This is a genomic window from Paenibacillus sp. 2RAB27 (genome assembly GCF_052115445.1).
Taxonomy (GTDB): domain Bacteria; phylum Bacillota; class Bacilli; order Paenibacillales; family NBRC-103111; genus Paenibacillus_E.
This window is the reverse complement of the sequence record NZ_JBFRGR010000022.1, coordinates 32,384-48,779: the sequence shown is the minus strand read 5'-3', so window position 1 is coordinate 48,779 and position 16,396 is coordinate 32,384. Positions and strand designations below refer to the sequence as shown.

Here is a 16,396-nt window from a genome sequence, read left to right as displayed (position 1 = left end):
ATAGCATGATATATATGGTAAAATATGCATGAGAATTAGATCAGCAAGCAAGGATGGAATGAGGTGCATAGATGGATAAAATTTGGATGCAAGGCGCTCGTTTTCTGATTATCGATGATCAGGCCTACAATATCAGCCTGTTAGAGCGCATACTAAGCCGTGCAGGTTTTTCCAATTTACACTGTACAACGGATCCCAGACAGCTAGAAGTCCTATATGAAGAGATTAAACCTGATATTATATTATTGGATTTACATATGCCTGATGTGGATGGATTCGCAGCTTTGAAGCTGCTACGGGAACGGGTGGAGGAAGGTCATTTTCTGCCGATCTTAGTGCTGACTGCAGATGTGACGCAGGAGGCCAAGAAGGAAGCGCTGCACCTGGGCGCTCATGATTTCCTTACGAAGCCTTTAGATAAAACAGAAGTTGTCTTACGGATCAATAACTTGTTGAAAACACGATTTTATCATTTGCAGTTGCAAGACCAGAATCAGTTATTAGAGCTGCGCGTACAAGAACGGACCGTTAAACTAGAGCAAGCGAAGCTGGAAATCCTGCAATTACTAGGAAGAACTTCGGAATTCCGTGATGATCAGACGGGGCAGCATACGCAGCGTGTGGGTCAAATGGCGAAGGAGATTGCTTCCTCGCTAGGTTTATCGGATCACGAAGCATCGCTGATTGAACGGGCTACACCTTTGCATGATCTCGGGAAGTTAGGCATACCGGATGATATTTTATTGAAACCAGGAAGATTCAGTCCAGAAGAATTCGAGCAGATGAAGACGCATACGACGATTGGTGCCAGTATTCTCGAGGGGAGTCAATTCCCGGATTTGCAATTAGCCCATACGATTGCCTTAACGCATCATGAGAAATGGGACGGTACCGGGTATCCGAACGGATTAAGGGGAGAAGAGATTCCACTTGCAGGGCGCATTGTGGCACTTGCCGACTTTTATGATGCCTTGACGCACGAACGCCCCTATAAACGGGCTTGGTCCACCGAGGAAGCTTTGACGGAAATTCAGAAGCAGCGTGGCTATCATTTTGATCCCCAAGTGGTGGATGCCTTCATGCACATCGTACGTAAAGAGAGTTATTCTATATAGAAAATGGGAGCGTGTTACGATGAAAGGTATGGTTTTTACTTCTTTTCTGGAAATGGTTGAAAATAAATTCTCTTTAAGCATCGTCGATCAAATTATTGAAGGCTCGGATTTACCTTCGGGCGGCAGCTATACCTCTGTGGGCACTTATCATCATAATGAAATGATTCAACTTATCGTGCAGTTAAGCCAGCGGACAAGCATCCCCGTTACCGATTTGATTATCACCTTCGGCGAATATTTGTTTACCCAGCTTACTGAGCTGCACCCGCAATTTCTTGAAGAAAACAGTACGGTATTTAGTTTTTTGCAAAAGGTGGACAGCTATATTCACGTTGAAGTTCGTAAGCTCTATCCAGGCGCCGAGCTGCCTGCGTTTGAATATGACACGTCCGTAGAAGGGACTCTGATTATGATTTATCGCTCCTCGCGACCGTTTGCAGATTTGGCTGAAGGGCTAATTAACGGATGCATTCAGCATTATGGTGAGGCGATTAACGTGGTTCGCGAGAACTTGGAGGAAGGGACCGCGGCACGGTTTATTTTGTCGAAAGCGGAAGTGAACTAAATGCAGGACATATCCGAAATTGATGTTCTTCGAAGGCAGCTTGAACGGGAGAAGAAAGCGCGGAAGGCAGCCGAACAGATCGCCGAGGAGAAGACTCGCGAAATTTATTATGTGAATCAAGAGCTGATGCAGTTAAACGATCAACTGGAGGTACTGGTGAAGGAGCGTACGGCGGAACTTTCCAAAGCACGTGACGAGGCGATCGAAGCCAATCAGATCAAAAGTCAGTTCCTTGCCAATATGAGCCATGAGCTGCGTACACCGCTGAATGCGATCATTGGCTATAGTGAGATGCTCAAAGAAGATGCCGAAGATATGAATGAACCCGCATTTGCAGATGACTTGGGCAAAATTCATAACGCCGGCAAGCATCTGCTGACACTCATTAATGATATTCTAGATCTCTCCAAGATCGAATCAGGTAAGATGGATATGTATCTAGAAGTCTGTGATATCCCGACTTTGATTCGCAATGTGCTGACGACAGTCAATCCGCTTATAGAGGCTGGCGGAAACCGTTTGGAGGTTGTTTTCCCTGAAGGAGAAATACGAACGGATGTCACGAAGCTGATGCAGGTTCTCTTCAATTTGTTGAGCAATGCAGGCAAGTTTACGAAGGATGGCACCATCTGGCTGACGGCTGGTTACGAGATGGTCAATCGGCAAACGGGCATTAGCTTCAGTATTCAGGATACCGGGATCGGGATGACTGCGGAGCAGATGACGCATCTATTCCAAGCGTTTAAACAGGCTGATTCCTCGACAACCAGGAAATATGGAGGTACGGGGCTTGGACTTGCTATCTCTCAGAAGCTGTGCCAAATGATGGGCGGCCATATCACCGTTGATAGTGTGCACGGTCAAGGTACAACGTTTACCGCTTGGTTGCCTTTGCAGGAAAGTCAGGTGGGTGGAAGCCCTGATGAATTGATGGAGAGCAGTCCGCTCGACGTTCAAAACAATCGCACGGTGTTAGTCATTGACGATGATCCAGCTGTGCTGCAACAGATGCAGAGGTTTCTCGGTAAAGAAGGCTGTACGGTTGCTTTGGCCCAAAATGGTGAAGAAGGCATTCGACTCGCTAGAGAGCTGCGTCCTACCTTGATATCCCTAGACGTACTTATGCCGGGAATGGATGGTTGGGCCGTGCTGACGACGCTTAAGAACGACCCGGAATTATCCGGTATCCCCGTTATCATGATGTCGATGACCGATGACAAGAATACGGGCTATGCGCTTGGCGCGGCAGAGTTTCTGACCAAGCCGGTGTATATCGATAAATTAATCGCTGTGTTGGATAAGCATATCCCTGAGCGTCAAACCAACGCGGTACTTGTCATCGAGGATGACGTGACAACAAGCCACATGATGACGCAAATGCTGGAAAGGGAGGGCTTCAAAGTCTCGAAGGCGAAGGATGGTCGCGCGGCTTTGAACGTGATGTCTCAAGCGCTTCCGCAATTAATTTTGCTCGATTTAATGATGCCGGGCATGGATGGTTTCGAGTTTGTTACGGAGCTGCGCAAACGTGAGGGTTGGCAATGGATTCCAATTGTCGTTGTTACGGCGAAGGATATTAATTCCGAAGACCGGATGCGGCTGAACGGGTATGTGAAAAACATTGTCCAAAAAGGAAGTTTTAAGCGCGAAACGCTACTGCAGGAAATCCGCAGCCTTATGGCAAGTGCAATGAATGAGCATAGCAACGGGGATCAGGCCTGTATTCGACGTAAAGAGGAAGCGGACGACCATGTTTAAAATTTTATTGGTGGAAGATAACGAAATGAATCGTGACATGCTGTCCCGCCGTTTAATCCGCAAAGGCTTTGAAGTCATTATGGCGACAGACGGACAGCAAGGCGTCGATGCAGCACGGGCCGAAGCGCCAGCTCTTATTCTTATGGATATGAGTCTTCCTGTCATGGATGGCTGGCAAGCGACACGACTGCTCAAAGCATCGCCGGAGACGCAGGGAATTCCCATTATCGCGCTGACCGCCCATGCCATGGCATCGGATCGGGAGATGGCTTTCGAGGCTGGCTGCGATGACTTCGATACGAAGCCGGTTGATTGGAATCGGCTATTGGAGAAGATTCAGACCTTTTTGAAATAGGTCACAGCTTGAGAAGTCCATTTATCATAAAAAAGCTCTTCCCATCATCCATCGGATGCTTGAGAGGAGCTTTATTGCTTAGGTTTATTGTATGACTTATTAGGTTAGTTTCACTAATCTGTCCGCGTTCAGGATATCGTAGAATACGGATCTTGCGGTATTATAGTAAACGCCAACCCATAATCCTCCAATAAATAATGTGAATGGAACTAATAATACCCATCCTATAAAACTAAGTGCTAAACAAAAGTATTTCCACTTGCACCCTTTCATCATCTCCGAACTAACTCGAATGGCTTTCGACGAAGATATTTCTGGATCGTCTAACTTAATGTATATCGCTTGTGAATATCGCAAGGAAGCAATGATGCCTGGAATGATAAACAGCAGTGTCCAAGCCAATATTTTGAGTCCCATTAAAAAAGTTAATTTGAAAAATGGCCAGAATTTTTTAATTGCATATGCAAATGAGTCAGAGTACCCAATCTTCTGTTGTCTAGCTATGTGAAGGAAGTAAGTTGATACGGTTGTAGAAATGATAACGGAAAGAAGGATGGAAGCCAACGTGATTACAATAGATAATACATAATGCTCGTTCGTTTCAACTAGATTGCTAGCAATTGATAAGGGGATCGTGATCAGGATTGTAATCAGATATAACCCAACTGCTGCAAGCCAATTCCCTTTTAATGCTTTTCTTGCTTCTTCTCGAATTTCTCTACTATTTTTCATGTTGACCCTCTTCTCTCTTTGTATATACAGTTTTATTAACATTTGGATAAATATAGAGGAAAACTGTATATTTTTGTATATTCGTGGGCGTGTGACGTAATTCCTTCTTCTTCGACAAAATAATATAAATGTAAGCAATTTCCTTTGTTAACGAAAAGAGGCTGTCTCAAAAGGTCGAATGGACCTAAGAGAAGCCTCTGGAAACACGATGTGTATCTGAAACAGTTATCTACCCTTAACCTCTACATAACCTGTATCTGTCCGTACCGTAACTTTTTTACTGCCATTGCCGATAGAGCCTTTGGCTTCATTGCGGCTGGTTCGCTGTTGAACGCTCACACCTGGTACATCCAGCGTAGCGCTGCCTGTATCTGTGCGTAGATCAAAGCTCGCATCTGTAGGTGTGGAATCTAGCTGTATGCGTACTGAGCCTGTGTCTGATTCAGCGGTAACTGCATCACCAAGCTCACGAAGCTTCGCAGTAATGGAACCGGTATCGGTTTTGAGTTTCACATTGCCCTGCCCATCATTGAGATGAATACTGCCTGTGTCTGTTTGCAGATTCAATGTTTTTCCTTCATAACGGTCAACCGTAATAGTTCCCGTATCTGCACTAGCGGTTAGCTTCTCAGCTTTCACTTCCTTGAAGTTGATGCTGCCTGTATCTGTCCTGACAGTGATGGCTTTGTAAAGTTTGTCGGGCAAACTGACTTCTGTTCGCAAGCGAAGGCTTTGACCGCTAAATAAGCTTTTGAATTCGGTGATATCAAAGCCGAAATCAATGTGTTGCTTTCTATTCGTACAGACGTCGACTCGCCACGTATTTGAACCCTCTGTCACGGCTTCGATTGTGCAGTTCTGATCATTCTCGGATCGAGCAGCGCCGACTAAACGAACACTGATTTCATCTGAATTGCTAGGAACGAAAGTAATGCCTGAGATATCATTTTCAATAATTAATGTATCGATATTGGCTGCGGCTATTTTCTTCTCGACATCTATGTTTGAGACACCTGCATCGAAATCCAAGGATTGGAAAGATACGGCTGCTCCAATCAAGCCTATTGCCAAGCAGATAAAGCCGGTCACTAAGAAAAATTTCACTTTACGTTGCATGGCTTAAACCCCCTTAATCAATTTGGCGTTGAATTGGATGTACTTCCAGCTAAGCTTGAAAAACTGCTTAAGCAGCCAAGTGCTAAGCGTCGTGATGATGATGCCTAGGCCAAAGCAGGCAAGTAGTGAAAAGGAAATGAACTGGAAGTCACTCCCCGATGTTCCCGCTAAGCTGGTAAGCACGCCAATAACAGGGGCGATCAGAAGAGCGAATCCGGCAGCGAAAAACCCAATCAAAGCTGAACAAATCCCGACCCACGGACCTACAACGAATACGAGATTAAAGAAACCAAGCATAATCGAAATAATGATCGCCTTAATCCCACTTTCAGGCTTTGCTGTCGGATAGGGAGGTGGGTAAGGTGTATTATAAACAGGTGGGTAATTCAGCTGAGGCGGCTGTGTGTAGGCAGGCGGCACCCAAGCATCAGGGGCTTGTACGGGAATTTTCGGTCCGACAGCTGGATCGGACTGCTTTACATACGGGATAGCGGTCTCTCCAAGCTCCTCATTCGAATAAGGAAGTTCCTCAGCTTGTATCGCTTCAACATCAAACTCATCTATGGGACGTTTGGTAACTTCCTCTTTAACGGGTGGTGTCTCCTTCTGCGCATCCCAGTTCGGTACCCGCGGATAACCGAGAGACTGTGACACCTCATCTTCATGCTTGCCGTTTTCAACGGCTTTTTGAAATAATTCTTCATATACTTTCAATATATTTTGGCGCTCCTTCTCAGGAAGTCCGCGCAGGCGATAGTTTAATTCTTTGAAATAATCCACTTTGCTCATCGTTATGCCTCCTTCAATACTTTTTCCATAGTCTTATCATAAAAGAAAAAAGTCATAATGACGTAGTAACTACAGTCACATGACCTTCATGATTTCATCACATTTATTGGTTATCATTGTACAGCGAGCGTACTTACGCCATCTTCCACCATAGGTTGCTTTGGAGCCGGGTCCTCCGTTTGGAGACCTTTACGGTTGGCCGCGATGACGGTAGGCACAGGTGAATACTGATCCTTCGAGATTAATTCTTTGCTCACGATTGTGCCGTTTTCTCGTTTGGTTCGATAGGTCTCAACCTTGTAACCGACCTTTCCCGCGCTGATGGGGCGTTCTAACCCTGGACTCAAGCTTGGGTTGTTCACATATTTGACTGGAGGCGGAATCGTTTCTACGATCTTGGATGCAATATCATAGGTGATCGTTGGTGTTTGATGCCCGAAAAGTTTCACGGTCACCGCTGAATCCGTCGTTATGGTACGAATCCAGATATAGCTATTGGTATTGTTACGAAATTTGAAATTAATATAGCCGTTTGCGAATGTGGCATCTTGTCCGAGAGGGACGTAACTGACCGGGAGAGAGTGATTACGTCGTTCTACGATTTCAAGACCGCTGCGTAAAACGGCATTATAGAGCGTTGTGGATACTTGGCATATGCCTCCGCCGATTCCTGGGACGAGACTCCCATTGAGAATAACAGGGGCTTCTTTGTAACCGAATTTGGCTTCCGTCTGTGCAATAATTTTACTGTAATCAAAGGTGTCGCCCGGTGCCATCAAGTAATCCTGAATGGATGTAGCGGTTGCTCGTATATTGTGAACCCGCCCTTCGCCTGATTGGGGGAACGAGGTCGTGAATTCGGAAATTTTGCCATCGATACCTTGCTGCTTCAAGGATGCCATTGTGATAGCGGGGCTCAGCTCATAAATGGGTAACGAGAGCCCGAGTGGTGCGGTGTGCGTTAGTGTACCCAAGCTAGGGGCGATATTTTGTAGCTGCTCCTGTAAGTGCGCAGTATCGATGCGCAGCACATTTCGCTCCGGTTCGTAATCAACCTGATCTTGCGATTTGAGGATGCGTTTGGCAGCAATAGGCTGTTTCGTGTATAGCTCTTTCCAATTGTCCTTTACAGTGGCCGTAAGTTGAGTGGGATCCAGCGAGACATTCAAAGGGATATTCGCATTTCGCAAGGTCCAGCGGGCTTTCGCACGTTCGAAGGGAGATCCGCTAGTTAATTGTTGGAAGGATTGTGTGAGGAGGCTCTTGTCATAACGAATGCCTAGTTGTCCAAGTGACAATTCTTTGGCAGGAACTTCTGGATTGGATGTATGCAAAAGGACCGGGAATGCGGCTAGTCGCTTCAAGCGCTGCTCGGATTCAGACTGAAATGTCGCATAGGACATTCCGCCCACACGCCAGCCAGCAATCGTGACATTCTTAGGGAACGTAGATTGAGATCCATATATGTAGAGTGCGGTGCCGCACGTGACGAATAAACCAAGAGCGACCGAGAAATAGAGGATGGGGTTTCTGAATGAGCGTGTCATGAAGAGCCACTCCTTTACATACGAATGTGTTACGGCCTGTCTCTATATATGTATCAATCTCGATGCCAATTTAGTACATAATCCTGATTCGGCTAAAAAATGTACAATGCATGGTATAATGACGGTATTCCCCATGAATTTCAAAGAGGTTTTAGAAGGATTTTCACCTTTTGTGTCGAATGGATATAGGCTATCTATATAATTAGGATGTGATATTGTGATCGAAATGCAGGACGTATGGAAAACATACGCCAACGGGACTCATGCATTAAGAGGTATTAATGTAAAAGTGGACCGCAATGAGTTTGTCTATGTGGTTGGACCTTCAGGCGCAGGTAAATCTACTTTCATGAAGTTGATGTATAGAGAAGAAAGACCAACGAAAGGTCAAATTTTCGTAAATGGTTTTAATTTAGAAAAACTAAAACAACGTAAAATTCCTTATGTACGTCGAAATATCGGCGTGATTTTCCAAGATTATCGCTTACTTCCGAAATTATCGATTTTTGAAAATATAGCTTTCGCCATGGAAGTTATTGAGGCTCCTAAGAAGCAAATCAAGAAACGCACCATGGAAGTTCTTGAGCTCGTTAAGCTAAAGGACAAAGCAAACTCCCTCCCATCGCAGTTATCTGGGGGCGAACAGCAGCGTGTTGCTATTGCCCGGGCAATAATAAACAGCCCTTCCGTCATTATCGCCGATGAACCGACAGGAAATTTGGACCCCGAAACGTCATGGGGCATTATGAAGTTGATGGAGGAAATTAATTTCCGCGGTACCACCATTGTCATGGCTACGCATAACAAAGAAATCGTGAATACGATGCGTAAGCGCGTGATTGCAATCGAGAATGGCCTTATTGCTCGCGATCAAATCCGGGGGGAATATGGCTATGAAGATTAGTACAGCTTCTCGACACCTGCGAGAAGGTACGAAAAATGTCGTAAGAAATGGTTGGATGACGTTCGCGTCGATTAGCTCCATCGCAATTTCCCTATTTATTCTTGGTATTTTCGTACTTATCACCTTAAATGTGAACGATGTAGCTACGCAAATTGAGCAACAGGTCGAGATCAACGTGTACCTGGAGGTAAACACCGCTCAGGATCAAATCACAGCGCTCGAAACGCAAATCAAGGCGATCCCTGAAGTGAAAACGATTAAATTCGTTTCGAAGGAAGAGGGACTTGTCTACTTACGCGAAAAGCTTGGCGATAGCGGGAAGGCACTCTTAGATGGCTTCGAGGGGGACAACAATCCGCTGAACGACGCGTTTACGATCGAAGTGGATGATCCTCGGAATGTCGCGGTTGTAGCTGACCAGATCTCAGCGCTTAACGTTGGCAAAGATCCTAAGCCTATTTACAAGGTGAACTACGGTAAAGGAACCGTGGAAGCTTTGTTTAAAGTGACAAAGATTGCACGTTGGATTGGTATTGGTATCGTTGTTTTGCTTTCCTTTACAGCGGTATTCCTGATTGCAAATACGATCAAAGTTACGATTTTGGCAAGAAAACGAGAGATTTCGATTATGAAGCTCGTGGGTGCGACGAATTCTTTTATTCGTTGGCCGTTTTTCATTGAAGGTGCGTTACTCGGACTTATTGGTTCGGCTGTCCCCACTGCCATTATTCTTGCTGGTTACTGGAAATTGCTGAATTTGAGCTCCTTGAATTTGAATTTATTGATGATTAAATTAACACCATTTGAAGATATTGCACCAACGCTGACTGTTTTGTTGATCGGCTTAGGAATCGTAATTGGGGTATGGGGTTCCCTCATTTCCGTTCGCAAGTTCCTACGCGTTTAAGGAAACTTTAAATGAAAACTGGGGCAGAGTGTTCCTCTTGTCTCCTTTTTCATCTATTCCTCGTTTTTTCATTTTCAAAGTTTCATAGATTTCTAGAAGTATAGATTCCTAGACTCAGAACGTAAGAGATTCAAACCATACATGGGGCATTAATCGCTTGAAAATGGGGAGGCTACGTGCTTGAAGAAGAAGATTCTACCTGTCGTATTAACATTAGGTATGGCGATATCGCTGACTATACCTCATGCAGCTAGCTATGCCGCTTCGGCAACGGACAAGATCGACCAGCAGTTGACGCAGCTAAAAAAGCAGAAGGCGGAAGCGCAGCAGAAGGCCAATAGCGCCCAAAGTCAAATTACGAAAGTTCAATCCGAGAAGGATCAGACAACGAAGGATATGAATGCCCTTGTCAGCCAGGTGAATGAGGCAAGCAAAAAGCTGACGCAGCTCAATGAACAAATTGATCAAGTGTCGAACGCCCTGGAAGCGAGCGCTAAGCAATTGGACGAAGCTGAGGCTCGTGTAGAGAGCCGTGATAATATGTTGAAATCCCGCGTTCGCCTGATGTATATGAACGGTTTCGTTTCCTATATGGATGTAGTGTTGAGCGCAACGAGCTTCTCTGATTTTCTGAATCGGGTCGAAGCCTTGAAATCTATCGTTAATCAAGATAAAGAAATACTAGAGTCGAATATGAAAGACAAAGAAACGGTTATGCTGAAGAAGGCAGATACCGAGAAGCAGCTTGAGAACGTGAAGGGGCTTTATGCGGAAGCAGATGCCTTGCGTGACGATCTGCAAGCGAAGGAAAAAGCGAAAGAAGTGAAGATCGCTTCCCTTTCCAAGCAGGAGAGAGAGCTCGAGGATATTTCGGAAGAAAGCGACCGAATGATCACGCAGCTGGCGAAGCAAGAAGCGGATTTGCAAGCGAAGAAGCGGGCAGCAGAGAATGCGAAATCACCGTTTACTTATTCGGGCGGTAAGCTTGGATATCCTTTGGCTGTACAAGCGCCAATGACCTCTGATTTCATAGCGCGTATTAATCCCGTTACAGGGCGAGCAGAGAATCATAAAGGGATTGACTTGGGTACAGCAAAAGGCACACCAATTCTTGCTGCGGAGAATGGCTCTGTTATTTATGCTTCGTGGATGAACGGTTACGGAAATTGTGTCATCGTGGATCACGGGAATGGTCTGTGGACGTTATATGGCCATATTATGAACGATGGGATTTATGTGAAAGTAGGCGATGTCGTGAAGCGCGGCCAGAAAATTGCTGGCGTGGGCTCCACAGGACAGTCGACGGGTAATCACTTGCATTTTGAAGTTAGGAAAAATGAAGTGCCTACCGATCCTAAACCGTACCTTCGATAGGACAAACTGGTAACCACATAAGAAAGCATAAGTTTTCGGTTCCCGAAAACAGGCATTCTTATTGGCGATAAAACCTTCCGCTTAACGCGGTCGCTCATCCTTGAATGACTTCGATGGAGGTTTTTTCATAAATATGGAGGGGCTTGTCATATACTATAACAGGCCAACTCAAATTCGGTTTTAGGAAAAAGGCGGTGAATCGGTTTTGCAATTCAAAGGTCGCACGGTCATTGTATTTGTTCTATTAGCTATGTTTGCAAGCAGTATTGTCACATTAACGATTGTAGATCCCTCCTTTACTTGGGGACAGAAGGAGCAATCAACAGGAGGTTCAGCTACCTCTGTATCTGCTTCGTCTGGTCTTTCGAATAAGGATTTAAGCAAGATCGCAACAACGTTTCAGCTAATTGAAAGCAAATATTTGAAACAGCCTGATCATGATCAATTAGTTAACGGAGCTATTAATGGGATGTTGGAATCATTAGAGGATCCTTTTTCCGTTTATATGGATCAGAAGGAAGCCAAACAATTTGATGAGAGCATTACGTCCTCTTTCCAAGGCATCGGGGCTGAGGTATCGCTAGAGGATGGTAAATTCGTCATTGTTTCACCGATTAAAGGTTCACCTGCCGAGAAAGCGGGCATTCAATCCAAAGATGTTGTCCTTTCTGTGAATGGCGACAAATTGGACGGGCTTACCTTGAATCAAGCCGTCATGAAAATCCGCGGACCGAAGGGCACGCAAGCTAAGCTGGATTTACTCCGTCAAGGAACAGGAGATCCGGTTCAAGTCATCGTGGTTCGAGACAATATTGACGTTGAAACGGTCTACGGTGAAATGATGCAGGATCAGATTGGCAAGATTGAGATTCGTCAGTTCTCCTCGAACACAGCCGTTCGTTTTGCTGAAGAGTTGAAAAACTTAGAGGCTAAAGGGATGAAGGGACTTGTCATCGATGTTCGTAATGATCCAGGCGGCCTACTGAATGTCGTTGTCGATATCGTGAATCCATTCGTGAAGAGTGGGGCTTCCATTCTCCAAGTGGAGAATCGGGACGGCAAACGTGAGCCAACACCTTCTACAGGTAAAGGTAAGAATTATCCAGTTACCGTGTTGATTAATAAAGGAAGCGCCAGCGCATCGGAGATCCTTGCAGGCGCATTCCAAGAAGCAGTAGGCAGTAAGATTGTTGGTGAAACGTCCTACGGTAAAGGAACGGTTCAAGTGACGTTCGAGAAGGAAATGGGCGATGGCAGCAACATTAAGATGACAGTCTACAAATGGCTAACACCAAATGGCAACTGGATTCACAAAAAAGGCATTACGCCGGATATCCCGATCGAGCAACCAGCTTATTTCAAAGCAGCACCGCTTTCGAAGAAAGAGGTGTTGAAACTAGACAACAACAGCGATGATGTGAAGAATTTGCAGTTGATGCTTGCTGGTATTGGTTTCAATCCTGAGCGAACAGATGGCTATTTCAACGACAAAACGGCTCTCGCGGTTAAAGCGTTCCAACGGACCAATGATTTGCCGGTGACCGGCGAAGTTGATACGGATACAGCGGCCAAAATCGAAAAAGCGATTTTAGCGCAAATTCGTGATCCGAAGAATGACTCGCAATTGAAAGCAGCTGTCTTTCAAATTCAGAAGCAGCTTGGGAAATAATAACCGTTAGTTAATGGAAATTGTGCGGGGCGGGCAGGAAATAAGCTTTCACAGTCGAAATAGAGTAGGAAGGTTGCTTAGGCAGCCTTCCTATTTCTTTTTCAAGGAGCCTAGATTCGTATGGATGTGTGGTTTCAACTATTGGACAGAATGCTGCTGGCTGTGGGGCAGTTGTTTACGAATCCTTTCTACTATATAGGTATTGTTTTTATCGTGTTACATTACAGGAAGCAAATCCAATTAGAACGCAAGCTGTTTCACACGCGGCTTCATTCCTTGTTGAATGAAACGTGGCGCGTGGTGCTATGGGGCTGGTTAGGCGGGCTAGGAGCCTCCGTTCTGCTCCTTTTCGTCGGAGTAAACATCCAACTGAATGTGGTGATCGTGCTCTGGATCATCACCGTCGTACTGATGATATTCCGCATTCGATTCCTATGCTTAGCTTATGCAGTAGGGGTTCTAGGAATTGCCCAAGTGTTCTTCTCTTGGTTTCCTAATGCAGAGAGTGTACGTGAGTCTTACACGTTTCTCGAGACCATTGCAAGCGCAGATATCCCATCGCTGCTGGTCATAGTAGGCGTACTTCATCTCTTGGAGGGAGTGCTCGTTGGTTTCCAAGGTGCACGAATGGCGACTCCTTTGTTCCTGGAAGGGAAGCGCGGGCAAATGATTGGCGCACAGCAGCTGCAGGGCTTTTGGCCAGTCCCGCTGTTTCTCCTAGTGCCGATGGCTGGAGGTAGTGAACTGGGCTTGCCGTGGCCAACGTTGTTCGGCCCTAACATAGGCGCAGGCTGGACGATGCTCGCATTCCCGGCCATGATTGGCTTCACGGAGTTGACGATTTCGAAGCTGCCGAAGAGACAGGCACGCTTCAGCGCTAAGCTGCTCTATGTGTACGGGCTCGTTCTGCTAGGCACAGCCATTGCTGCCCACTACTGGACGCCATTGGTGCTGCTTGTCGCGATCCTTAGCATAGCCCTGCATGAAGGGCTGCTTCTCTACAACCAGTGGGTAGAAGCGAAGCAGACGCCCTTCTACATCCACTCAGAGCGCGGGCTTATGGTGCTATCCGTTGTTCCGAACAGTCCGGCTCAGGACTTAGGAATTAGCGTCGGGGAGATCATCCACAAAGTCAATGGATACAAAATTAAGACAAAGACGGATCTGCATGCGGCCATGAGCCTCAACTCCGCTTTCTGCCGACTGGAAGTCCTGAATGACCAAGGGGAGGTTCGCTTCCTGAAGCGGGGGATTTTTGCCGGTGATCATCATCAACTGGGCATACTACTGGCACCGGATCAAGATGTGCTGTACTTCTTGGAGCAGCGTCCGATGCACTTGTTTAGTTATCTGCGAAGCAAATTAACGGGTTTATTGCCRAATGACACGACGAAGTCATTGTAGAAGAGTTGTCCTCCGCGTAGTGAAATCTACGGGTGAGGATGGCTCTTTTTTGTATTCATATTCGTCCTACTACGCTTACGCATCAGCGGTTGTTAGGTGAATAGCTGGATTTTATCCAGTTAAATCGGCTTGTTTTGGCGCAGTTCGGACTATAGATGGATTTACTACAGTTAAATTTCCCCTTTTAGCTCAGATGGAGCGGATTGGGGAGAATTAACTACGTGTTTTCCAGTTATTTTGAATTTGGAGGGACAAATGGCCGAAATAACTGGAGTTTTTACAGTTACTATCAGCGGCACAGCTACAGTGACGTGAACATGCCAATGCGGGAAACAAAGCACGAACAAAACAATGCATGAAAAACAAACAACCCCAACCCACCACAACAACAAAGCCCTACCTCCACAAACGTGGAAATAGGGCTTCTATGCGTCCGGACGAATTATTTAACTGGTGTCGTTGGTGCAATATCGTTTCGCAAGACAATGATCTCCACGCGGCGATTTTTGCTGCGATTTGCATCGCTGGAATTGGCCACCTGGGGCATCGTATCCGCATAGGCGGTGGCGATGAATTTGTGATCATCCAAATTAGCCGTATCGCTGAAATAGCGCAGAACAGAAAGGGAACGGGCAAACGATAGTCCCCAGTTATCCTTATAGGGAGAGCCTGGTGCAAGGGGCAAATCGTCCGTATGTCCTTCGATGCTAACTTTACTCTTCAAAGTTGGAAAGAGCGAAGCCAGTTTTTGCAGAATCGGGAAGGATGGCGCCTTCAGATCAGCTTTTCCCAAATCGAATAAGAATAAGTCATTGAGCGTGATCGCCACACCGCGTTCCGTATCACTTGCGGACACTTGCGCCTCTAAATTTTGATCCTTAATATAGGCTTGTACTTGTTTCAGAAGATCTTGAAGCTCTTTCTCGCGCTTTTCTTTCTCGCTGTCTTCCGTCTTTGTCTTGTCATGCTCTTCTTTCTGATCATCCTGATTCTGATGTGTTAAATCCTTATCTTTGCTGTCTGCGTCCCCTTGCTTAGGGGTCATCGAGCCGCTGATACCATGGTTTTTATCTAAGATAGAGTCAGCTTTTTGGAATTGTAGGTTTAAGGCTTGCGCCAAAACGGCATACTTTTGAACATCCACTTTACTCATCGCATACATAATAATGAAAAATACGAGCAACAGCGTAATTAAGTCGGCGTAAGTAATGAGCCATCTTTCATGATTAACATGCTCTTCTTGCTTCTTACTGCGCCTCGCCATTAACGTCATCCTCCTCTACGGCTTTTTTCGATTTATCATGGAGGAAGGAGTTCAGTTTTTTCTTAATCAATTGCGGGTTTTCCCCAGCTTGCAGGGCAAGGATGCCTTCTAACATGAGTTCCATTTCATTAACCATTTCTTTACCGCGGACTTTGATTTTGTTAGCGATGGGCAAATAAACTAAGTTGGCGCTCATAACACCATAGAGAGTAGCTGTGAATGCGACGGCAATCGCTGGGCCAAGGGAAGAGGGATCTTCTAGATTACCGAGAACGTGGATAAGTCCCATAACCGTACCGATAATCCCCATCGTTGGTGCATATCCGCCTCCAGCTTCGAATACCTTCGACATATTATTAACCTGATGTTCGATGGCGTCCATTTCCAGCTCAAGAATTTGTCTGGTAAGTTCGGGATCGGTTCCGTCTACGACCATGAGCAATCCGTCCTTCAGGAACGGGTTTTCGTGCTCCTGGGCGCGCTGTTCTAAGGCAAGTACGCCTTCGCGACGAGCGACAGAGGCCATATCGACAATTTCGTTAATGGTTGCTGCAGGATCTCGTTTGACTTGCATAAAGGCAATGCCGAGTGCTTTAGGAATTTTGGCTAAAATAGAGCCAGGGAAACTAACGGCGACAGCACCGAAGGTTCCGCCGAAAACGATGAGCATCGCACTTGGGATGATCAATGAATTGATATGACCGCCATCCCACATGTACCCGCCGATTAAACCTGCAAGTCCTAATAGTAATCCTAATACTGTTGTCAAATCCATGACTGTACCACTCCTAATTATCATAAAAAGAATAGGGTCCAAAACTCAGGAAAACCGCCTTACATAAGGCTAAAATAGATAAAGCTGTTTGCATCCATGATTCAAAAATAGTATAATGAAAA

At 45.7% G+C, this 16,396-nt stretch carries 15 protein-coding genes; 9 read left to right on the top strand and 6 right to left on the bottom strand.

Translation table 11 applies throughout. The features are described from left to right. Positions 1-71 precede the first annotated feature (71 nt). Genes AB4114_RS24850 through AB4114_RS24835 form a run of 4 tightly spaced genes read left to right on the top strand, consistent with a single transcriptional unit; the run spans position 72 to position 3,793 of the window. The gene (locus AB4114_RS24850; RefSeq protein WP_441990861.1) at positions 72-1,115 is read left to right on the top strand and encodes an HD-GYP domain-containing protein; all 1,044 of its coding nucleotides are present in this window, start codon (positions 72-74) and stop codon (positions 1,113-1,115) included. 19 nt (positions 1,116-1,134) lie between these two features. Further along, positions 1,135-1,680 carry a heme NO-binding domain-containing protein gene (locus AB4114_RS24845; protein WP_441990860.1) on the top strand — a complete coding sequence of 182 codons (546 nt, stop codon included), beginning with the start codon at positions 1,135-1,137 and terminating at the stop codon, positions 1,678-1,680. After that, positions 1,681-3,438: an ATP-binding response regulator gene (locus AB4114_RS24840; RefSeq protein ID WP_441990859.1), complete on the top strand. Its 1,758-nt coding sequence runs from the start codon at positions 1,681-1,683 to the stop codon at positions 3,436-3,438. It begins immediately after the preceding gene. Continuing rightward, entirely contained in the window at positions 3,431-3,793 is a 363-nt protein-coding gene (locus tag AB4114_RS24835) for a response regulator (RefSeq protein ID WP_441990858.1), read from the top strand. The genes AB4114_RS24840 and AB4114_RS24835 overlap by 8 nt, the downstream gene beginning before the upstream one ends. A 99-nt stretch (positions 3,794-3,892) precedes the next feature. Here AB4114_RS24835 and AB4114_RS24830 read toward each other — a convergent pair whose 3' ends face one another. From AB4114_RS24830 to AB4114_RS24815, 4 genes are all read right to left on the bottom strand, one after another. Continuing rightward, positions 3,893-4,525, bottom strand: coding sequence for a DUF975 family protein (locus AB4114_RS24830; RefSeq protein ID WP_441990857.1), 633 nt, complete (start codon positions 4,523-4,525; stop codon positions 3,893-3,895). Between the two features lie 225 nt (positions 4,526-4,750). Then, complete coding sequence (locus tag AB4114_RS24825) at positions 4,751-5,641, bottom strand: DUF4097 family beta strand repeat-containing protein (RefSeq protein WP_441990856.1); 891 nt, start codon at positions 5,639-5,641, stop codon at positions 4,751-4,753. A gap of 3 nt (positions 5,642-5,644) precedes the next feature. Further along, the gene (locus AB4114_RS24820; RefSeq protein ID WP_441990855.1) at positions 5,645-6,430 is read right to left on the bottom strand and encodes a DUF1700 domain-containing protein; all 786 of its coding nucleotides are present in this window, start codon (positions 6,428-6,430) and stop codon (positions 5,645-5,647) included. A 113-nt stretch (positions 6,431-6,543) separates the two neighbouring features. After that, positions 6,544-7,977 (bottom strand): VanW family protein, encoded by a 1,434-nt coding sequence (locus AB4114_RS24815; RefSeq protein ID WP_441990854.1) that lies wholly within the window; start codon positions 7,975-7,977, stop codon positions 6,544-6,546. A 217-nt stretch (positions 7,978-8,194) separates the two neighbouring features. On the opposite strand from AB4114_RS24815, the gene ftsE reads away from it, so the two are divergent. The 5 genes from ftsE (at position 8,195) to AB4114_RS24790 (ending at position 14,235) form a co-directional block, all read left to right on the top strand. Continuing rightward, positions 8,195-8,881, top strand: coding sequence for a cell division ATP-binding protein FtsE (gene ftsE, locus AB4114_RS24810; RefSeq protein ID WP_056611468.1), 687 nt, complete (start codon positions 8,195-8,197; stop codon positions 8,879-8,881). Continuing rightward, positions 8,871-9,788: a permease-like cell division protein FtsX gene (gene ftsX / locus AB4114_RS24805; protein WP_441990853.1), complete on the top strand. Its 918-nt coding sequence runs from the start codon at positions 8,871-8,873 to the stop codon at positions 9,786-9,788. Before ftsE ends, ftsX begins: the two co-directional genes overlap by 11 nt. Before the next feature lie 180 nt (positions 9,789-9,968). Continuing rightward, a complete protein-coding gene (locus AB4114_RS24800; RefSeq protein WP_441990852.1) occupies positions 9,969-11,162 on the top strand; it encodes a murein hydrolase activator EnvC family protein in 1,194 nt (397 codons plus the stop codon). A 205-nt stretch (positions 11,163-11,367) separates the two neighbouring features. Further along, complete coding sequence (locus AB4114_RS24795) at positions 11,368-12,831, top strand: S41 family peptidase (protein WP_441990851.1); 1,464 nt, start codon at positions 11,368-11,370, stop codon at positions 12,829-12,831. Between the two features lie 120 nt (positions 12,832-12,951). Next, positions 12,952-14,235: a PDZ domain-containing protein gene (locus tag AB4114_RS24790; protein ID WP_441990850.1), complete on the top strand. Its 1,284-nt coding sequence runs from the start codon at positions 12,952-12,954 to the stop codon at positions 14,233-14,235. 442 nt (positions 14,236-14,677) lie between these two features. On the opposite strand, the gene AB4114_RS24785 is transcribed toward AB4114_RS24790, so the two are convergent. Together AB4114_RS24785 and AB4114_RS24780 are read right to left on the bottom strand one after the other, a co-directional pair. Next, on the bottom strand, positions 14,678-15,499 hold the full coding sequence (locus AB4114_RS24785; RefSeq protein ID WP_441990849.1) for a flagellar motor protein MotB: 822 nt from the start codon (positions 15,497-15,499) through the stop codon (positions 14,678-14,680). Then, complete coding sequence (locus AB4114_RS24780; RefSeq protein WP_441990848.1) at positions 15,483-16,274, bottom strand: flagellar motor protein; 792 nt, start codon at positions 16,272-16,274, stop codon at positions 15,483-15,485. Before AB4114_RS24780 ends, AB4114_RS24785 begins: the two co-directional genes overlap by 17 nt. Positions 16,275-16,396 lie beyond the last annotated feature (122 nt).

What these genes read in the sequence shown, in the direction of transcription:
- AB4114_RS24785 (WP_441990849.1), bottom strand. Translation starts at nt 15,499, where the DNA reads ATGGCGAGGCGCAGTAAGAAGCAAGAAGAGCATGTTAATCATGAAAGA.
- AB4114_RS24780 (WP_441990848.1), bottom strand. Translation starts at nt 16,274, where the DNA reads ATGGATTTGACAACAGTATTAGGATTACTATTAGGACTTGCAGGTTTA.
- AB4114_RS24815 (WP_441990854.1), bottom strand. Translation starts at nt 7,977, where the DNA reads ATGACACGCTCATTCAGAAACCCCATCCTCTATTTCTCGGTCGCTCTT.
- AB4114_RS24845 (WP_441990860.1), top strand. Translation starts at nt 1,135, where the DNA reads ATGAAAGGTATGGTTTTTACTTCTTTTCTGGAAATGGTTGAAAATAAA.
- AB4114_RS24850 (WP_441990861.1), top strand. Translation starts at nt 72, where the DNA reads ATGGATAAAATTTGGATGCAAGGCGCTCGTTTTCTGATTATCGATGAT.
- ftsX (WP_441990853.1), top strand. Translation starts at nt 8,871, where the DNA reads ATGAAGATTAGTACAGCTTCTCGACACCTGCGAGAAGGTACGAAAAAT.
- AB4114_RS24820 (WP_441990855.1), bottom strand. Translation starts at nt 6,430, where the DNA reads ATGAGCAAAGTGGATTATTTCAAAGAATTAAACTATCGCCTGCGCGGA.
- AB4114_RS24840 (WP_441990859.1), top strand. Translation starts at nt 1,681, where the DNA reads ATGCAGGACATATCCGAAATTGATGTTCTTCGAAGGCAGCTTGAACGG.
- AB4114_RS24825 (WP_441990856.1), bottom strand. Translation starts at nt 5,641, where the DNA reads ATGCAACGTAAAGTGAAATTTTTCTTAGTGACCGGCTTTATCTGCTTG.
- AB4114_RS24830 (WP_441990857.1), bottom strand. Translation starts at nt 4,525, where the DNA reads ATGAAAAATAGTAGAGAAATTCGAGAAGAAGCAAGAAAAGCATTAAAA.
- AB4114_RS24835 (WP_441990858.1), top strand. Translation starts at nt 3,431, where the DNA reads ATGTTTAAAATTTTATTGGTGGAAGATAACGAAATGAATCGTGACATG.